Origin of the sequence: Pseudomonas sp. FG-3G (assembly GCF_901007645.1) — a bacterium.
In the GTDB taxonomy this organism is placed as follows: Bacteria; Pseudomonadota; Gammaproteobacteria; order Pseudomonadales; family Pseudomonadaceae; genus Aquipseudomonas; species Aquipseudomonas rhizophila.
This window is the reverse complement of record NZ_CAAKGZ010000045.1, coordinates 222,349-236,579: the sequence shown is the minus strand read 5'-3', so window position 1 is coordinate 236,579 and position 14,231 is coordinate 222,349. Positions and strand designations below refer to the sequence as shown.

The window sequence follows — 14,231 nt, the reverse complement described above, 5'->3', positions numbered from 1 at the left end:
ATAAACAACCTCACAGCGTCACGTTGTATCCAAGGAGAATGCGTGAACCTCTACAATTCGTCGTCAGGAGTGGTGCATTCAGGTCTATAAGGATCTATATCGCATCTGTACGTCAATTGAGGGTCGTGCTTTTTAAGTATCATACGGCCATCAGTACAGCCGCTCGAACCTAAAGCTTTGAATTATTAGTTCACCGAGCATTCAGGTTTATATGGATCGATGGAGCATTTGTATGCTAATTGCGGATCTCTTTTTGGGATCATCGGAATCTTCAAAGGATCCCGGCATTCGCCATACACACATCCATACATCGAAACCAATACGACCATCGCCATCAGTATTTTCATACGCGCTCCAGTTTTTCGAGGAGCCTAGACTTATGGCTTGGTCCGCTCTATCGCCTGCTTCTGGTTAAAGGGTGGGAAGTTTCTGATATATCGCCAAGGCGTGCCCTAACGCAATTCATTTAAGAAAAATGATGGACCTGCGGCGAGGGAGCTTTCCCACTCGGCTACGAAGCAGTCGTGAACCGGCGGGTGCGGTGCGTCTGATGCTCCGCATTCGGCAGGTTTTGGGGCCGCTTAGCGGCCCAGCGGGAGCAAGCTCCCTCGCCACGGGTTTGTTGATTGCCTTAAGTGAACAGCATTACGTCCTTGAGCCGCGTTCTTTCCACCTGATCGTTACTGAGCCTTGGTTTCAGTAGTCGTCGTCGGTTTGACTGCCGGCTTCTTCGCCGGCGGGGCCTTTTTCACCGGAGCCTTGGCCGGGGCTTTTTTGGCCGGGGTCTTGGCGGCTGGTTTTTTCACCGCTGGTTTGGTGGTTGCTTTCTTGGCGGGCTCAACTTTCGCCGGGGCTGGCGCGGGTGGTGCCACCGGTGCAGGCGCTGGGGCGGGTGCCGGCACTGGAGCAGGCGCTACCGGCTCCGGAGCCTTGACCGGCTCCGGCTTCTTGTCGTCATCCGAGCCACCAAACAGGTTGGTGAAAAAATTACCCTTCTTCGCCGCCACCGCACCGGCAGCTGCTGTCGCTGCCACCGGCACGACCTTGGCCGGTTCAAACGATTTGCCCGCCGCCAGGTCTTCAACCTGGCTGGCTGCCCGCTGACCGCTACGCAACGCGCCCTCCAGGGTGCCCGGATACAAGGTATCGGTGTGTTCGCCGGCAAAGGCTACGCGCTGCAACGGCATTTCCCACAGGCGCCAGTACTTGCTGATCTGGCCCGGTCCGAAGGCCAGGTACGCGCCGCCCATGGACGGGTCGGTGCTGTAGCGGCGAATTTCATAACCGGTGAAAGCACCCCGGGCCTGCGGATAAAACGCGTGCAAGCGAATCAGCACCTGATCGGCCATCTGCTTGTCACCAAAGGCCTGCATCACCCGGGCGTTGTCGCCGGACAGATTGATGACCACATTGGCGCCGCCCTTCATGGCCGGCTCGATCCACATCATGCCCAGACCGGTGTTGCTGTAGATCTCACCCGACATGCGCGCCTTGCTGTCCCAGACCGGGGTCTTGAACTTGAGCATGATCTGGTCGCGCCAGCCGTAGTTGGTGCCCTTGATCGCGCCCTGATGCCGGGCGTCCAGGGCCGGGGTCAGCTGGATTTTGTTCAGGGCTCGCAACGGCACCGCCAGCACTACGTAGTCAGCTTGATAGCCGACGCTGCCAACCTTGACGGTAACGCCGTCCTTGTCCTGGGAGATGGCCGAGACGGGCGAGCTGGTCTTGATGGTTTTCAGTTGCTTGACGAAAGCCTGGGCCAACACAGGGCTGCCACCCAGCAGGCGCGCGGCGCGCAGGTCACGGTCGGACACACCACGGTAGACCCGGGTTTGCTGGGCAAAATACAGCAACGACAGTCGCGACGGCTCGTCATAGCGGGTGCGGATCTGCTGGTTCACCAACTGCCGCGCGGTGGTCGGCAATTGCAGACGGTCGAGCCAGTTGGAGACACTGATCTGGTCCAGTGCGTGCAACGTGTTGTTGGCCGACGGGTTCTGTGGGTCTTCAATGGAACGGGCCAGGTCGTCCAGGGTGGTTTCGTAACGTTTGAGGGCCTCAGCCGTGGCCGGTTGCTTGGTCGCCAGGTCAGCGGCGGTGAGGTAGGTGCCGTCGATCAAATAGCTGGGGGTGCGCACGAACTCCGGGGCCGGTGTGGTGCTCAGCTTGAAGGTCGAGATGTACTTGTTCAGTACCGGCTGAGTTTTTTCGTTGCCGATCCATTCACTGGTGGCCATGCCCGAACGACCGCCCAGGCTAGGCTTGGCTTCCAGCAGGGTTACCTGCCAGCCTTTGTTCTGCAGCTCGTAGGCCGCCGTGAGCCCCGCCAGGCCGCCGCCGATGACGATCACCGTCGGTTGCTTGTCCTTGGCCAGCGCACACACGCTGAACAGCCCTATCACCACCAGCGCACAGGCGCGCAGCCAACCAGCAGACATTCAGCGAACTCCGGAATAAAACGCAGGAACGATCAGTTTTTCGAGCCAGACGGCTCAGAGAACGGCGAAGAATACGTCAGCCACCCCAGCGCCGCCAGCGGCGTCTATCGCCTTACTCAAGGTAGCAGGAATGACACAATGGGTTGTCCCCGGGGCTGCCATTGCATAGGCTTGCCCGATTGTTTTGCCCGCGCCCGCCGCGAGCCGCCTCGAGGAGACTGTATATGGGCCTGAATAACCAGTGGATGCAACGCGACCTCGCGGTGCTATGGCATCCCTGCACCCAGATGAAAGACCACGAAAAGCTGCCGCTGATCCCGATCAAGCGCGGTGAAGGCGTGTGGCTGGAAGACTTCGAAGGCAAGCGCTACCTCGATGCCGTCAGTTCCTGGTGGGTCAACGTGTTCGGCCATGCCAACCCGCGGATCAACCAGCGCATCAAGGACCAGGTCGATCAACTGGAGCATGTGATCCTCGCCGGCTTCAGTCACCAGCCGGTGATCGAACTGTCCGAGCGCCTGGTGAAGATGACACCTGAAGGCCTGACCCGGTGTTTCTACGCCGATAACGGCTCGTCCTGCATCGAAGTGGCGATGAAGATGAGCTTTCACTACTGGATCAATCGTGGCCAGCCGGCCAAGAAGCGCTTCGTCACCCTGAGCAACAGCTACCACGGCGAAACCATCGCAGCGATGTCGGTGGGCGACGTGCCGCTGTTCACCGAAACCTACAAGGCATTGCTGCTGGACACGATCAAAGTGCCGAGCCCCGATTGCTACCTCCGCCCTGAAGGCATGAGCTGGGAAGAGCATTCGCGCAATCTGTTCGCGGCCATGGAACAGACCTTGGCCGAACACCACGACACCGTGGCCGCCGTAATCGTCGAGCCGCTGATCCAGGGTGCCGGTGGCATGCGCATGTATCACCCGGTGTACCTGAAGCTGCTGCGCGAGGCTTGCGACCGCTATGGCGTGCACCTGATCCATGACGAAATCGCCGTCGGCTTCGGCCGCACCGGCACGATGTTCGCCTGTGAACAGGCCGGTATCACCCCGGACTTCCTCTGCCTATCCAAGGCCCTGACCGGCGGCTACCTGCCGCTGGCGGCGTGCGTGACGACCGATGAGGTCTACAGCGCGTTCTACGACGACTACCCGACCCTGCGCGCCTTCCTGCATTCCCACAGCTACACGGGCAACCCGTTGGCCTGCGCGGCGGCCCTGGCGACGCTGGATATCTTCGAAGAAGACAACGTCATCGAAAACAACAAGGCCCTGGCCCAACGCATGGCAAGCGCCACCGCGCACCTGACCGATCACCCGAATGTGGCCGAAGTGCGCCAGACCGGCATGGTCCTGGCCATCGAGATGGTCAAGGACAAGGCGAGCAAGACCGCTTACCCATGGCAGGAACGTCGCGGTCTGACGGTGTTCCAGCATGCTCTGGAGCGCGGCGCATTGCTGCGGCCGCTGGGCAGCGTGGTGTATTTCCTGCCGCCGTATGTCATCACCCCCGAGCAAATCGACTTCCTGGCTGAAGTGGCCAGCGAGGGCATCGACATCGCCACCCGGGACAAGGTCAGCGTGGCGGTGCCGAAGGATTTTCATCCGGGCTATCGCGATCCGGGCTGACGTTCCGTTTCTCTGTGGCGAGGGAGCTTGCTCCCGCTCGATTGCGCAGCAATCGCAAAAAAAAAAGGGGCCGCTTCGCAGCCCAGCGGGAGCAAGCTCCCTCGCCACAAAAGCGCTCGCTCAACCAGCAATGCCGAATTCAGATTCAGTAGAGAAAAAACATGAGACTGTCCCGCTTCTTCATCGACGCCCCCCTCAGCCTCGGCGCTCACGAACTGCCCGAAGCCCAGGCCCACTACATCGGTCGGGTGCTGCGCATGGCCGAGGGCGATGCGGTGCAGGTGTTCGACGGCTCTGGCCAGGAGTTTCGCGGCACCCTGGCCGAAGTCGGCAAGAAACGCGTGCTTGTGCAGTTGAACGAACAATTCGCCGGGCAGGTTGAATCGCCCTTGCGCATCCACCTCGGCCAGGGCCTGTCCCGGGGCGAGCGCATGGACTGGGCGATCCAGAAAGCTACCGAACTGGGCGTCAACGAGATCACGCCGATTTTCAGCGAGCGCTGCGAAGTGCGCCTCAAGGACGAACGCGCCGACAAACGCCTGCTGCACTGGCGCCAGGTGGCGATCAGCGCTTGCGAGCAGTGCGGGCGCTCCACCGTGCCGGTGATCCACCCGCCGCTGCTACTGGCCGACTGGCTGAAGCAAACCGACGCCGAACTGAAACTGGTGCTGCACCCGGTGGCCGAGCCGCTGGTCAGCCATGCCAGACCGTCGAGCCTGGCCTTCCTGATCGGCCCCGAAGGCGGTTTGTCGGATGCCGAAGTGGCACAAGCCGGGACCGCCGGCTACCACGCCGCCCGCCTCGGCCCGCGCGTGCTGCGCACTGAAACCGCACCGGTGGTGGCACTGGCCGTGGCACAGCAGCTGTGGGGGGATTTCTAAAGTCGAATGAAGAAGCCGTGTGGGAGCGAGCCTGCTCGCGATAGCGGTGTGTCAGCCAATGAATATGCCCACTGAACCACCGCTATCGCGAGCAGGCTCCCTCCCACAGGACCAGCGGTGGTTATGAGCTAGAGCACATAGAACAAGATCGCCACAAAATGCAGCAAACTGCCGGCGATCACGAACAGATGCCAGATGCCATGGGCGTGCCGCAACCGATGGTCCAGCGCGAAAAAGACAATGCCGACGGTGTACAACACACCACCCGAAGCCAGCCAGGCAAAGCCGGCGCTGCCCAAGGCGGCCAATAACGGTTTGACCGCCACCAGCACGATCCAGCCCATCACCGCGTAGATCACGATCGACAGGATTCGCGCTTCAGAGCGCGGCTTGATCTCCTGCAAGATCCCGATCAGCGCCAGCCCCCAGACAATCCCGAACAAGGTCCAGCCCCACGGCCCGCGCAGGGTGACCAGGCAGAACGGCGTATAGCTGCCGGCGATCAGCAGATAGATCGAAAAGTGATCGACCTTCTGCATGATTGCTTTCTTGCGCCCGCGCACACTGTGGTAAACCGTCGAAGCGCTGTACAGCACCAGCAAGGTGAAACCGTAGATCGCCACGCTGACGATCTTCCACGCATCGCCCGTCATCCCGGCAATTACCAGCAACCACACCGCCCCGATAAAAGCCGCCACCGCCCCGACCAGGTGGGTCCAGGCGTTGAGTCGCTCTCCGTGATACATCCAGTCCCACCTCACATTCCAAAACAGACGCCAAGGCTCAGGCTTGGCGCTACAAAGTGCAATGTTTAGCTCTCTGTGGGAGCAAGGCTTGCCCGCGATGAAGATAACGCGGTGCCTCAGGAGCCCAGTCGCCTGCATCGCGAGCAAGCTTTGCTCCCACAGATCAACATCCTCCTACCGATTGGGGCACAATCGGGCGATACGAATAAGAGTCCACCCCATGCTGATCGACGAAGAATTGACCCTGAAAAAACTCGAGGTGTTCCTGGCGTTCATGCGCACCGGCAATCTTGCGCGGGCGGCGGCCGAGTTGCAGACCAGCAACGTCAGCGTACACCGGGCCATTCACTCGTTGGAAAGCGCCTTGCGTTGCCCGTTGTTCAAGCACGAGGGCCGCAACCTCACCCCCCTGGAAAGCGCTTATGTGCTGGAAGAACGCACACAGAAGCTGATTCAGGACGTAATCGAAAGCGTGCGCCTGACCCGTGAAGCCGCCGGGTTTTCCGCGGAGCGGTTCAAGCTCGGCTCGCTGTATTCACTGACGGTCAAGACCGTGCCGCAGTTGATCATGGGCCTGAAAATCCGCCGCAGCGAACTGAACATCGACCTGATCCTGGGCTCGAACATCGACCTGCTGTACAAGCTCAAGAACATGGAGGTGGACGCCATCCTGATCTCCCTGGACGACAGCGTGAACGATCCGGACTGCGAGCATATCGAGCTGTTTTCAGACGACATTTTTCTCGCCACGCCAGCCGATTCCGCCTTCGCCCAACGCAGTGAAGTGGACTTGGCCGAAGTGTGCAACGAAACCTTCATCACCCTCACCCAGGGCTTCGCCACCCATCAGGATGGTAATCGAGTGTTCAAACAGGCGGGGTTCGAGCCGAAGGTGGCGATGCAGGTCAACGACATCTTCACCCTGCTGAGCATGGTCAGCTCCGGGGTCGGTTATGCCTTGCTGCCGGGACGGATTGCGGCGGTGTATGAAAACCGGGTGAAACTGATCCCGTTGCAGGAAAAGTATCGGCTGCAGCAGCACATCGGCGTGGTATTCCTGAAGGCCAAGGAGCGCGATCCGAATTTGCTGGCGTTGCTGGCGGAGTGCCGGATGTATGCCAATCGCCAGGCTTGAGACCCAGTCGCCTTCATCGCGAGCAGGCTCGCTCCCACACGGGATGGTGAACACCGATCCAATGTGGGAGCGAGCCTGCTCGCGACGAGGACAGCCCGCTCAGCGAAAATTCAAAGCCTTAGCCCAACAACCCCCGCATGATCAGATACAACAGCGAAGGCCCGAGCAAGCACCCGAGCGCCGTGTAGAACGCCGCCGTCAGGCAACCATACGGCACCAGTTTCGGATCGGTGGCCGCCAGGCCGCCGGCCACGCCGCTGGAAGTGCCCATCAACCCGCCAAAGATCACCGCACTGCGCGGATTGTTAAGGCCGATAAAAGGTGCCACGAACGGCGTCGCCACCATCACCAGGATCGCCTTGATCAAACCGGCGGCGATGGACAGCGCCATTACCTCGGAACTGGCACCGATCGCCGCGCCAGTGACCGGCCCGACGATGTAGGTCACCGCTCCGGCGCCGATGGTGGTCAGGCTCACCGCGTCGGTGTAACCGAAGGCCATCGCCACTCCGACACCGGCGATGAACGAGGTGGCCACCCCGACGAACAACGCCAGCACCCCGACGAAACCGGCGCGCTTGAGCTCCTCGACACTCACCCCAAACGCCGTGGCGACAATGGCGAAGTCACGCAGCATGGCGCCGCCCAGCAAGCCGATGCCCGAGAGCAGCGGAATGTCTACTACACCCTTCTGCCCGCCGGTCATCGCACCGCCGATGTACGACAGCACCAACCCCAGGAGAATCGCGATGGCCGAACCGTGCAGGCGGCCCTTGGTGAACGTGTCGCTGATCCAGTACGACACCCACATGGTGATGCCGACAATCGCAAAGCCACTGAGCAGACCGTAGCCGGTGATCACTTTCATCATTGATTCGTACATGGCAATCACCCGACTGTCTTGGCGGAAACATCGGTTTCAGGCCCTTTGTTGCCGATGCGCACCAGCACCGGCACCATCGCAAAGGCAATCACCACCGCCAGGGTCCCAGCCAGAATCGCCATTGGCCCGCCCTTGAGCGCGCCATAGACGTTTTGCTGGGCCGCCATCGCGACCACGATAGGAATGTAGATCGCACTCCAGAATTCCACGCCGGCTTCGGACTTGCCCTTGAACAGGCCGCGTTTGCTCAGGTAACTGCCCAGGCCGATCAACAGCAGCATCGCAATGCCGACACCGCCGACGTTGGCCGGCACGCCGATCAGTTTGCCCAGCAGCTCACCGATGAAAATACCCGCCAGGGTACAAAAGGCCAAAAACGCCACACCGTAAATAATCATTGTTGTAGTCCTCAAAGTGCATCGTCGAAGTTGTTGTTTTTGTGCTTCGCCAGCTTGAGTCGGTGGTTTAGGGTCGGCGGCGTCCCTCCTCTCTGAGCAGCGTCTGCAAGGTGTCCAGGCGCGCACCGTCGAAGGCAATGACGGTGCCCTGCTCGAACACCCGACGCGCCAGTCCCGTCAAAACCGCACCGGGTGGCAGTTCGATCTGTAACCGCACGCCTCGCTCGTAGGCGCTTTGCACGGTGCCGCGCCAATCCACCACGCGGCACATGTTGAAGGCCAGGTCCTCACGCAAGGCGTCGGTGTTCACCACGGGCCGGGCACGACTGCCGCTCAGATAACCCAAAACGGGCGCTTTCAACGGCACGTCGGCAAACGCCTGGGCCAGTGCCCGGGCCGGGACCTCCAGCAACGGGCAGTGGGACGGTACGCTCACCGCCAGCCGACACGCTTTCGCGGCGCCCTGGCGGCGTGCTCTCTCGGCAACGCTGGCCAAGGCCTCGTCACTGCCAGCGATGACCACCTGGTTATCGGCATTGATGTTGGCCAGGTAAACCGGCGTCATGGCGCTGTGTACCTGCGCGAGCAACGCCTCCACTGTCGCCAGATCAAGGCCGATGATCGCCGTCATGCCGTAGCCTCGCGGATACGCCTGCTGCATCAGTTCGCCACGCAGGCTGACCAGGCGCAATGCATCATCGAACCCCAGCGCACCAGCCACCACCGCCGCCGGGTACGCGCCGATGGACAGGCCCGCGACGTAATCCGGCACAGGTGCCTGTTCCAACAATTGCCGGGCCGCCGCGACACCCGCGATCAACAGACACAGTTGTACGGCTCGGGTCGATTGCAACGCCTCGGTGCTGTCCAGCTGTCGTACGTTTTCGCCGAGCACTTCACAGGCCAGTTCCAGCAGTTGCGGCGACACGCCCTGGAGCATGCCCGCTCGCTGCGCACCCTGGCCGGGGAATACCAAAAGGCTGCTCACGCCACTTGCTCCAGCGCCGGTTGCCATGGATCGGTCACCAGACGCGCCTGAAGATTATCCTTGAGCAACACCCGCCGCGCCGAGCCTGCCCACTCGCGCAGGGCGACGGCGCCGAAAGGGGTTTGCAGTTGCATGTCTACGGCGCACGTCGAACCGTCCAGTTGCGCCAACAAATCCCTGGCCTGAATACGATCCAGCGGATGCGGTGTGCGCAGGATCAAGTCCAGATCGCTGCGTGCATGCAGCACCTCGATGCCACTGGCCAGTTCAAATCCGGCGCTGCCGCTGACGCCCCAGATCCAGCCGCTGGCATCCAGCATTGGCCGCACTTGAGCGAGCGCCTGCAACGCCGGCAAGTCACGGCGCAATGCGACATGGCAAAGGTCCTCCGGGCGCACCCGGCGCTGGATCGCCGCCACCGGCATCGACGTGGCGTAACGCTGTTCCCGCGAGACGCCTCGCACGCCCACGGCAATGTGTCCCGGCGCGGTGATCGCTCGCCGCACCACCACCGGCTGCTCAAGGCTCAAGGACTCAATGACCCACGCCGGCGCATCCGCAGGCAACGCCTGTGGAGTCATTCCCCATAGCAGGTCGTGGGCCAGGAAGGTGCTCACCACTGCGCTCTCAACAATTGGCGAACGGTGCTGGAAGCCGCACGATGCGTCGCCCCGAGACGGCTGCTCAGGTCCCGAGGCGCACCTGCCACTTCGTTGATCGCCTGTTGCAGACAATCCCTGACCCGTGCCAGATCCGCCGCGTTTGGCTGTTCGATCTGCTCCACCGACAGGGTTTCCCAGAGCAAACCGAGGCTGGCGAAACTGTCGATGTCGTAGGCCATCGGCGGCACGCTGGCGGCCAGGGCCTCAAGCTCTTCGACACTGCGCAGGGTCACCCGCGCCGCCGAGGCCTTGCCCATGGCGTGGACCATCACGCCCGGATCACGCAAGGCGATCAACCGGTTGGCCTGATAACCGTGGGCCAGGAACGCCCCGGACATGGCCTTGCCCACCAGCAAACCAATCACCGGATGCCCGGCCAGCCGCGCTCGGGCATAACTGTCTGCGGCACCGGCCAAGGCCTGATGAATGCCCAGGGCTTCTTCGCGACGACCGTAGGCCTGGCTCGGCACATCGACGATGGCAATCAGCGCGCGCTTGCTGGACGCATCACGGTCGGCGTCAATAGCCTCATCCACGGCTTTGGCCAAGCCCCAGCCTTCCAGCAAACCGACTTCGCCGTTGCGGGCACGAGGGAAACGGCTATCGGGATCGGCCACGACGGCCAACAGCCGCACGTTTTGCTCGCCCAGTGTGACGTCGGCCACTTTCAGCGAAGCGGGCAGTCCTGCCAACGGCGTGGCGCCGTCGCTCAGAGCCGCGAACCAGCGCAAGCCTCTCAACGAATACGAATTCATGGGCGTTCTCCCTGATACAGCTGGCGAACCGCGGCCGGTTCGATTTGCACTTCAGTGTCCAGTCGGGCCAAACGTTGCAGGAATACCTCGGCCTGACCGCTGCGGTGCTCGGCGGGTACACCCAACTGCAACAACTGGCTGACTTGCTCGCGGATCTGCGCCACGTCATCAGCCACATAGCGGTCCACCAACCCGGTGGCGAAGCGTTGCTCACCGCCGGTCAGGCTCCAGATGAACGGCCGATCACGCGAGTCGTACTCGTCGATCCCGGCTTCCTGCTCGATCACTTGCGGACCGTTCAGGCCCAGTCGCGCTTCCTGGGTCACCAGCAGATAGCTGCACAGCCCAGCGGCGATGGACATGCCGCCAAAACAACCGACGCTGCCGGCCACCACGCCGATGACGGGCTGGTACTGGCGCAAGTCGACAATCGCCGAATGAATCTCGGCAATCGCCGCCAGCCCCAGATTGGCCTCTTGCAGACGCACGCCGCCGGTTTCCAGCAGCAACACGGCGCGGGTCGGGATGCCCTTGCGGTTGTCTTCAGCGGCCAGCTCCAGCGCGCCGGCGATCTTCGCCCCCCCGACTTCGCCAAGGCTGCCGCCCTGGAACGCACCTTCGATGGCCGCGATCACCACCGGCAGGCCAGCAAGCAAACCCTTGGCGATCACCACACCGTCGTCGCTTTGCGGCACCACGCCCTGGCGCAGCAGCCACGGCGACATGACTCGCTGAAAGGGGTCGAGCAGTTCACGGAACGAACCGTTATCCAGCAGGGCCTTGGCCCGTTGCCGGGCACCCAGCTCGACGAAGCTGTGTTTGTTGAGCAACGCGGCGCTGTCAGTCATGGCCGATCTCCTCGAAGCCCTGTTCCAGGCGCAAACGCACCACCCCGGGGGTGGCGCCGAAATCGTGGATGTCGATCGCCAGGGCCGGCGGCATCTGGCCGTCGAACATGCGGGCGAACAGGTGTTGCCAGCGTTGTTCACTGCCGTTGACCGAGGTCTGCACCTGAATGGTCAACTTGCCCGCCAGGCCCGGCTCGATCAGCACTTCCAGGTCGCCCGAGCCGACACAGCCCACCAGCGCCCGGCCCCGTGGCGGCTGCCCGGCGGGAAATTCAAAGGATAAGGTTTGCATCAGCACACTCCTGGGAAGAGGCCATCGCCGCGCTCGATACGGTCGAGGAACAGGCAGGCGGCGAGCAAGTCAGCAGCGCCGCCGGGCGAGGCGTTCATGGCAATCAGTTGTTGGTCCAGCGCATGCAACTGGCGACGACCGCCCAGGCTGGCACTGCCACCAGCGTCGAGCACCGCTCTGGCACCGTGGTGCATGGCCTGCAAACCCGGCTCACCGGCGCGGTAGAGCACGCAGGTGTCGGCCAACGTCGTCATGATCGCCAACAAGGCATCGAGCCGCGCGTTCTGTTCTCCCGCCCCCGCCGCGCGACTGCGCTTGAGTTGTGGCAGGCCCAGGCCGGTGACGGCCGGGAATGCCAGTTGCGCTTCTTCCCGGGCACCGCGCACGCCGTAGCGTTGGGCCACTTGAGCGCCATGGCTGAAAGGTTTGGGGGCGTAGCGATCGTTGAGCAAGGCCAGGCGGGCGGCACGTAAGGTGACGGCGCTGGCGACGCTGGATTCAGGTTCCAGCGCGGCCGCAGCCACCAACAACCCCAACGCCCAGATCGCGCCGCGGTGGGTGTTCACACCATCGGTGGTAGCGAGCATCGCCGCTTCCCCCTCACGGCCGATCCGCCCAAGGGCTTCGCGTAACGGCAGGCCGATCTCGCCGCATTCAAGGGCGGCGTCGGCCATTTCCTTGAATGCCGGCCACAGCGACAGCGCCGAAGCGTGCATCAGCCCCAAGTGCAGATCAGTGTGGGCGCCATTGCCGCGCCGATCCACCAGGGCCGGTTTGGGTGACAGGTCGGCTTCGTCGATCAGCGCGTCCACGGCCATGTCCGCCAAGCGCTCGGCCAAGGACAATTTTTTCGGTTGCAGGTTGAAGGCGTGCATTTACCAACTCCTGAACTTGGCGGGCGGGTTGTAGAGACCACCGGACCACTCCACCAGATCGGCCACGCTCTTGGCGGCGAGCAACTCGCGGGTGGCATCGGTGCGACGAATGCCGAGGTCTTCAGGCAGGGCAATCAAGCCTTCGCGGCGCATACGGGCAGTGTCTTTCGGGTTATGGCGCAAACCGATGGCAGTGACCCCGGCCACGGCCGCGATCATTGCCTGACGCTCTTCCAGCGAGCGGGCCTTGTACAGGTAGGCGATGCCTTCTTCGGTGAGCAAATGGGTGACGTCGTCGCCGTAGATCATGATCGGTGCCAGGGGCATGCCGGCTTTTTTCGCCACCTCCACCGCGTCGAGGGTTTCGACGAAGGTGGGTTTGCCGCCCTCCTGGAAGGTCTCGACCATCTGCACCACCAGTTTCTTGCCCCGTTCGAGCAACGGCGCCTCGCCATCGCCGTGGCGCATGTCGAGCCAGGCCGGCGTGCCGTGACGGCGCCCGCGCGGGTCGTGGCCCATGTTCGGCGCACCGCCGAAACCGGCCAGTCGGCCACGGGTCACCGTCGAGGAATGTCCGTCACCGTCCACCTGCAAAGTGGCGCCGATGAACAGGTCCACCGCGTATTGCCCGGCCAGTTGGCAGACCATGCGGTTGGAGCGCAGCGAGCCGTCATGACCGGTGAAGAACACGTCCGGCCGCGCGGCGATGTAGTTTTCCATGCCCAGTTCGGTGCCAAAGCAATGCACGCTTTCGACCCAGCCGCTTTCGATGGCCGGAATCAGGGTCGGATGGGGATTGAGGGTCCAGTTACGGCAGATCTTGCCCTTCAGGCCGAGGGACTCGCCGTAGGTCGGCAGGATCAGCTCGATGGCGGCGGTGTTGAACCCGATGCCGTGATTGAGGGACTGGACGTTGTGTTTTTCGTAGATCCCGCGGATGGCCATCATCGCCATCAATACATGCACCGGCTTGATGTGGCGCGGGTCGCGAGTGAACAACGGTTCGATGTAGAACGGCTTGTCGGCCACCACCACGAAATCGACCCAGGACGCCGGGATATCAACCCGTGGCAGGTCGCTGACATCGTCCACCAATTGGTTGACCTGGACGATGACGATGCCATCGCTGAAGGCCGCCGGCTCGATCAGCGCGGGGGTATCTTCGGTGCTGGGGCCGGTGTAGATATTGCCGGCACGGTCGGCCATGAACCCGGCCGAGAGCACCACGTTGGGAATCAGGTCCACCACCAACCGGGCATAGAGCTCGATGTAGGTGTGGATCGCGCCGACTTCCAGCAGCCCGTCTTCGAGCAACTGGCTGATGCGCAGGCTCTGGGTTCCGGCGAAGGAAAAATCCAGCTTGCGGGCAATGCCGCGTTCGAACAGGTCCAGATGTTCGGAGCGGCCGACGCTGGGCATGATCATGTGCAGGTCGTGCAGCTTCGCCGGGTCGACTTTGGCCAGAGAGCGTGACAGGAAATCCGCCTGCTTCTGGTTATTGCCTTCCAGCACCACGCGATCGCCCGGCAGAATCAACGCCTCCAGCGCCGCAACGATCTTGTCGGTGGGCAACACCACACCGTCGGCAAGCCCCTTCACCAGCTCGAGACGCCGCTGCTTTTCGCAACGCCGCCGCGTCCAGCGCGAGTCGGGGGATATTGTTGTTGTCATGACCACTCCACGGGTTCGCTGTCGTGGA

14 protein-coding genes are annotated in these 14,231 nt (G+C 62.4%); 3 read left to right on the top strand and 11 right to left on the bottom strand.

Going from position 1 to position 14,231, the window contains the following annotated elements; genetic code table 11:
• Positions 1 to 680: 680 nt before the first annotated feature.
• Positions 681 to 2,438, bottom strand: a complete 1,758-nt coding sequence (locus PSEUDOMOFG3G_RS27015; protein WP_139048956.1) for a flavin monoamine oxidase family protein — start codon at positions 2,436 to 2,438, stop codon at positions 681 to 683.
• 224 nt (positions 2,439 to 2,662) lie between these two features.
• On the opposite strand from PSEUDOMOFG3G_RS27015, the gene PSEUDOMOFG3G_RS27010 reads away from it, so the two are divergent.
• Together PSEUDOMOFG3G_RS27010 and PSEUDOMOFG3G_RS27005 are read left to right on the top strand one after the other, a co-directional pair.
• Positions 2,663 to 4,069, top strand: coding sequence for an adenosylmethionine--8-amino-7-oxononanoate transaminase (locus PSEUDOMOFG3G_RS27010; protein WP_139048955.1), 1,407 nt, complete (start codon positions 2,663 to 2,665; stop codon positions 4,067 to 4,069).
• Between the two features lie 161 nt (positions 4,070 to 4,230).
• Positions 4,231 to 4,950, top strand: a complete 720-nt coding sequence (locus PSEUDOMOFG3G_RS27005) for a 16S rRNA (uracil(1498)-N(3))-methyltransferase (protein ID WP_047226954.1) — start codon at positions 4,231 to 4,233, stop codon at positions 4,948 to 4,950.
• A 128-nt stretch (positions 4,951 to 5,078) separates the two neighbouring features.
• Here PSEUDOMOFG3G_RS27005 and PSEUDOMOFG3G_RS27000 read toward each other — a convergent pair whose 3' ends face one another.
• A complete protein-coding gene (locus PSEUDOMOFG3G_RS27000) occupies positions 5,079 to 5,696 on the bottom strand; it encodes a hemolysin III family protein (RefSeq protein WP_047226953.1) in 618 nt (205 codons plus the stop codon).
• Positions 5,697 to 5,916: 220 nt separating this feature from the next.
• On the opposite strand from PSEUDOMOFG3G_RS27000, the gene PSEUDOMOFG3G_RS26995 reads away from it, so the two are divergent.
• Positions 5,917 to 6,831: a LysR substrate-binding domain-containing protein gene (locus PSEUDOMOFG3G_RS26995; RefSeq protein ID WP_047226952.1), complete on the top strand. Its 915-nt coding sequence runs from the start codon at positions 5,917 to 5,919 to the stop codon at positions 6,829 to 6,831.
• 118 nt (positions 6,832 to 6,949) lie between these two features.
• Here PSEUDOMOFG3G_RS26995 and madM read toward each other — a convergent pair whose 3' ends face one another.
• The 9 genes from madM to mdcA all read right to left on the bottom strand — a co-directional run bounded on the left by madM (position 6,950) and on the right by mdcA (position 14,203).
• The gene (gene madM, locus PSEUDOMOFG3G_RS26990) at positions 6,950 to 7,714 is read right to left on the bottom strand and encodes a malonate transporter subunit MadM (protein WP_076386537.1); all 765 of its coding nucleotides are present in this window, start codon (positions 7,712 to 7,714) and stop codon (positions 6,950 to 6,952) included.
• 5 nt (positions 7,715 to 7,719) lie between these two features.
• Positions 7,720 to 8,112, bottom strand: coding sequence for a malonate transporter subunit MadL (gene madL / locus PSEUDOMOFG3G_RS26985; RefSeq protein WP_047226951.1), 393 nt, complete (start codon positions 8,110 to 8,112; stop codon positions 7,720 to 7,722).
• Positions 8,113 to 8,179: 67 nt separating this feature from the next.
• Positions 8,180 to 9,100 (bottom strand): malonate decarboxylase subunit epsilon, encoded by a 921-nt coding sequence (gene mdcH / locus PSEUDOMOFG3G_RS26980; protein ID WP_139048954.1) that lies wholly within the window; start codon positions 9,098 to 9,100, stop codon positions 8,180 to 8,182.
• Positions 9,097 to 9,720: a malonate decarboxylase holo-ACP synthase gene (locus PSEUDOMOFG3G_RS26975; protein ID WP_257220628.1), complete on the bottom strand. Its 624-nt coding sequence runs from the start codon at positions 9,718 to 9,720 to the stop codon at positions 9,097 to 9,099. Before PSEUDOMOFG3G_RS26975 ends, mdcH begins: the two co-directional genes overlap by 4 nt.
• A complete protein-coding gene (gene mdcE / locus PSEUDOMOFG3G_RS26970; protein WP_107323038.1) occupies positions 9,714 to 10,517 on the bottom strand; it encodes a biotin-independent malonate decarboxylase subunit gamma in 804 nt (267 codons plus the stop codon). The genes PSEUDOMOFG3G_RS26975 and mdcE overlap by 7 nt, the downstream gene beginning before the upstream one ends.
• On the bottom strand, positions 10,514 to 11,365 hold the full coding sequence (locus PSEUDOMOFG3G_RS26965; RefSeq protein WP_139048952.1) for a biotin-independent malonate decarboxylase subunit beta: 852 nt from the start codon (positions 11,363 to 11,365) through the stop codon (positions 10,514 to 10,516). The genes mdcE and PSEUDOMOFG3G_RS26965 overlap by 4 nt, the downstream gene beginning before the upstream one ends.
• On the bottom strand, positions 11,358 to 11,657 hold the full coding sequence (locus PSEUDOMOFG3G_RS26960; RefSeq protein ID WP_047226946.1) for a malonate decarboxylase subunit delta: 300 nt from the start codon (positions 11,655 to 11,657) through the stop codon (positions 11,358 to 11,360). The genes PSEUDOMOFG3G_RS26965 and PSEUDOMOFG3G_RS26960 overlap by 8 nt, the downstream gene beginning before the upstream one ends.
• The gene (locus PSEUDOMOFG3G_RS26955; protein WP_139048951.1) at positions 11,657 to 12,532 is read right to left on the bottom strand and encodes a triphosphoribosyl-dephospho-CoA synthase; all 876 of its coding nucleotides are present in this window, start codon (positions 12,530 to 12,532) and stop codon (positions 11,657 to 11,659) included. Before PSEUDOMOFG3G_RS26955 ends, PSEUDOMOFG3G_RS26960 begins: the two co-directional genes overlap by 1 nt.
• The gene (gene mdcA, locus PSEUDOMOFG3G_RS26950; RefSeq protein WP_047226944.1) at positions 12,533 to 14,203 is read right to left on the bottom strand and encodes a malonate decarboxylase subunit alpha; all 1,671 of its coding nucleotides are present in this window, start codon (positions 14,201 to 14,203) and stop codon (positions 12,533 to 12,535) included.
• Positions 14,204 to 14,231: the final 28 nt, after the last annotated feature.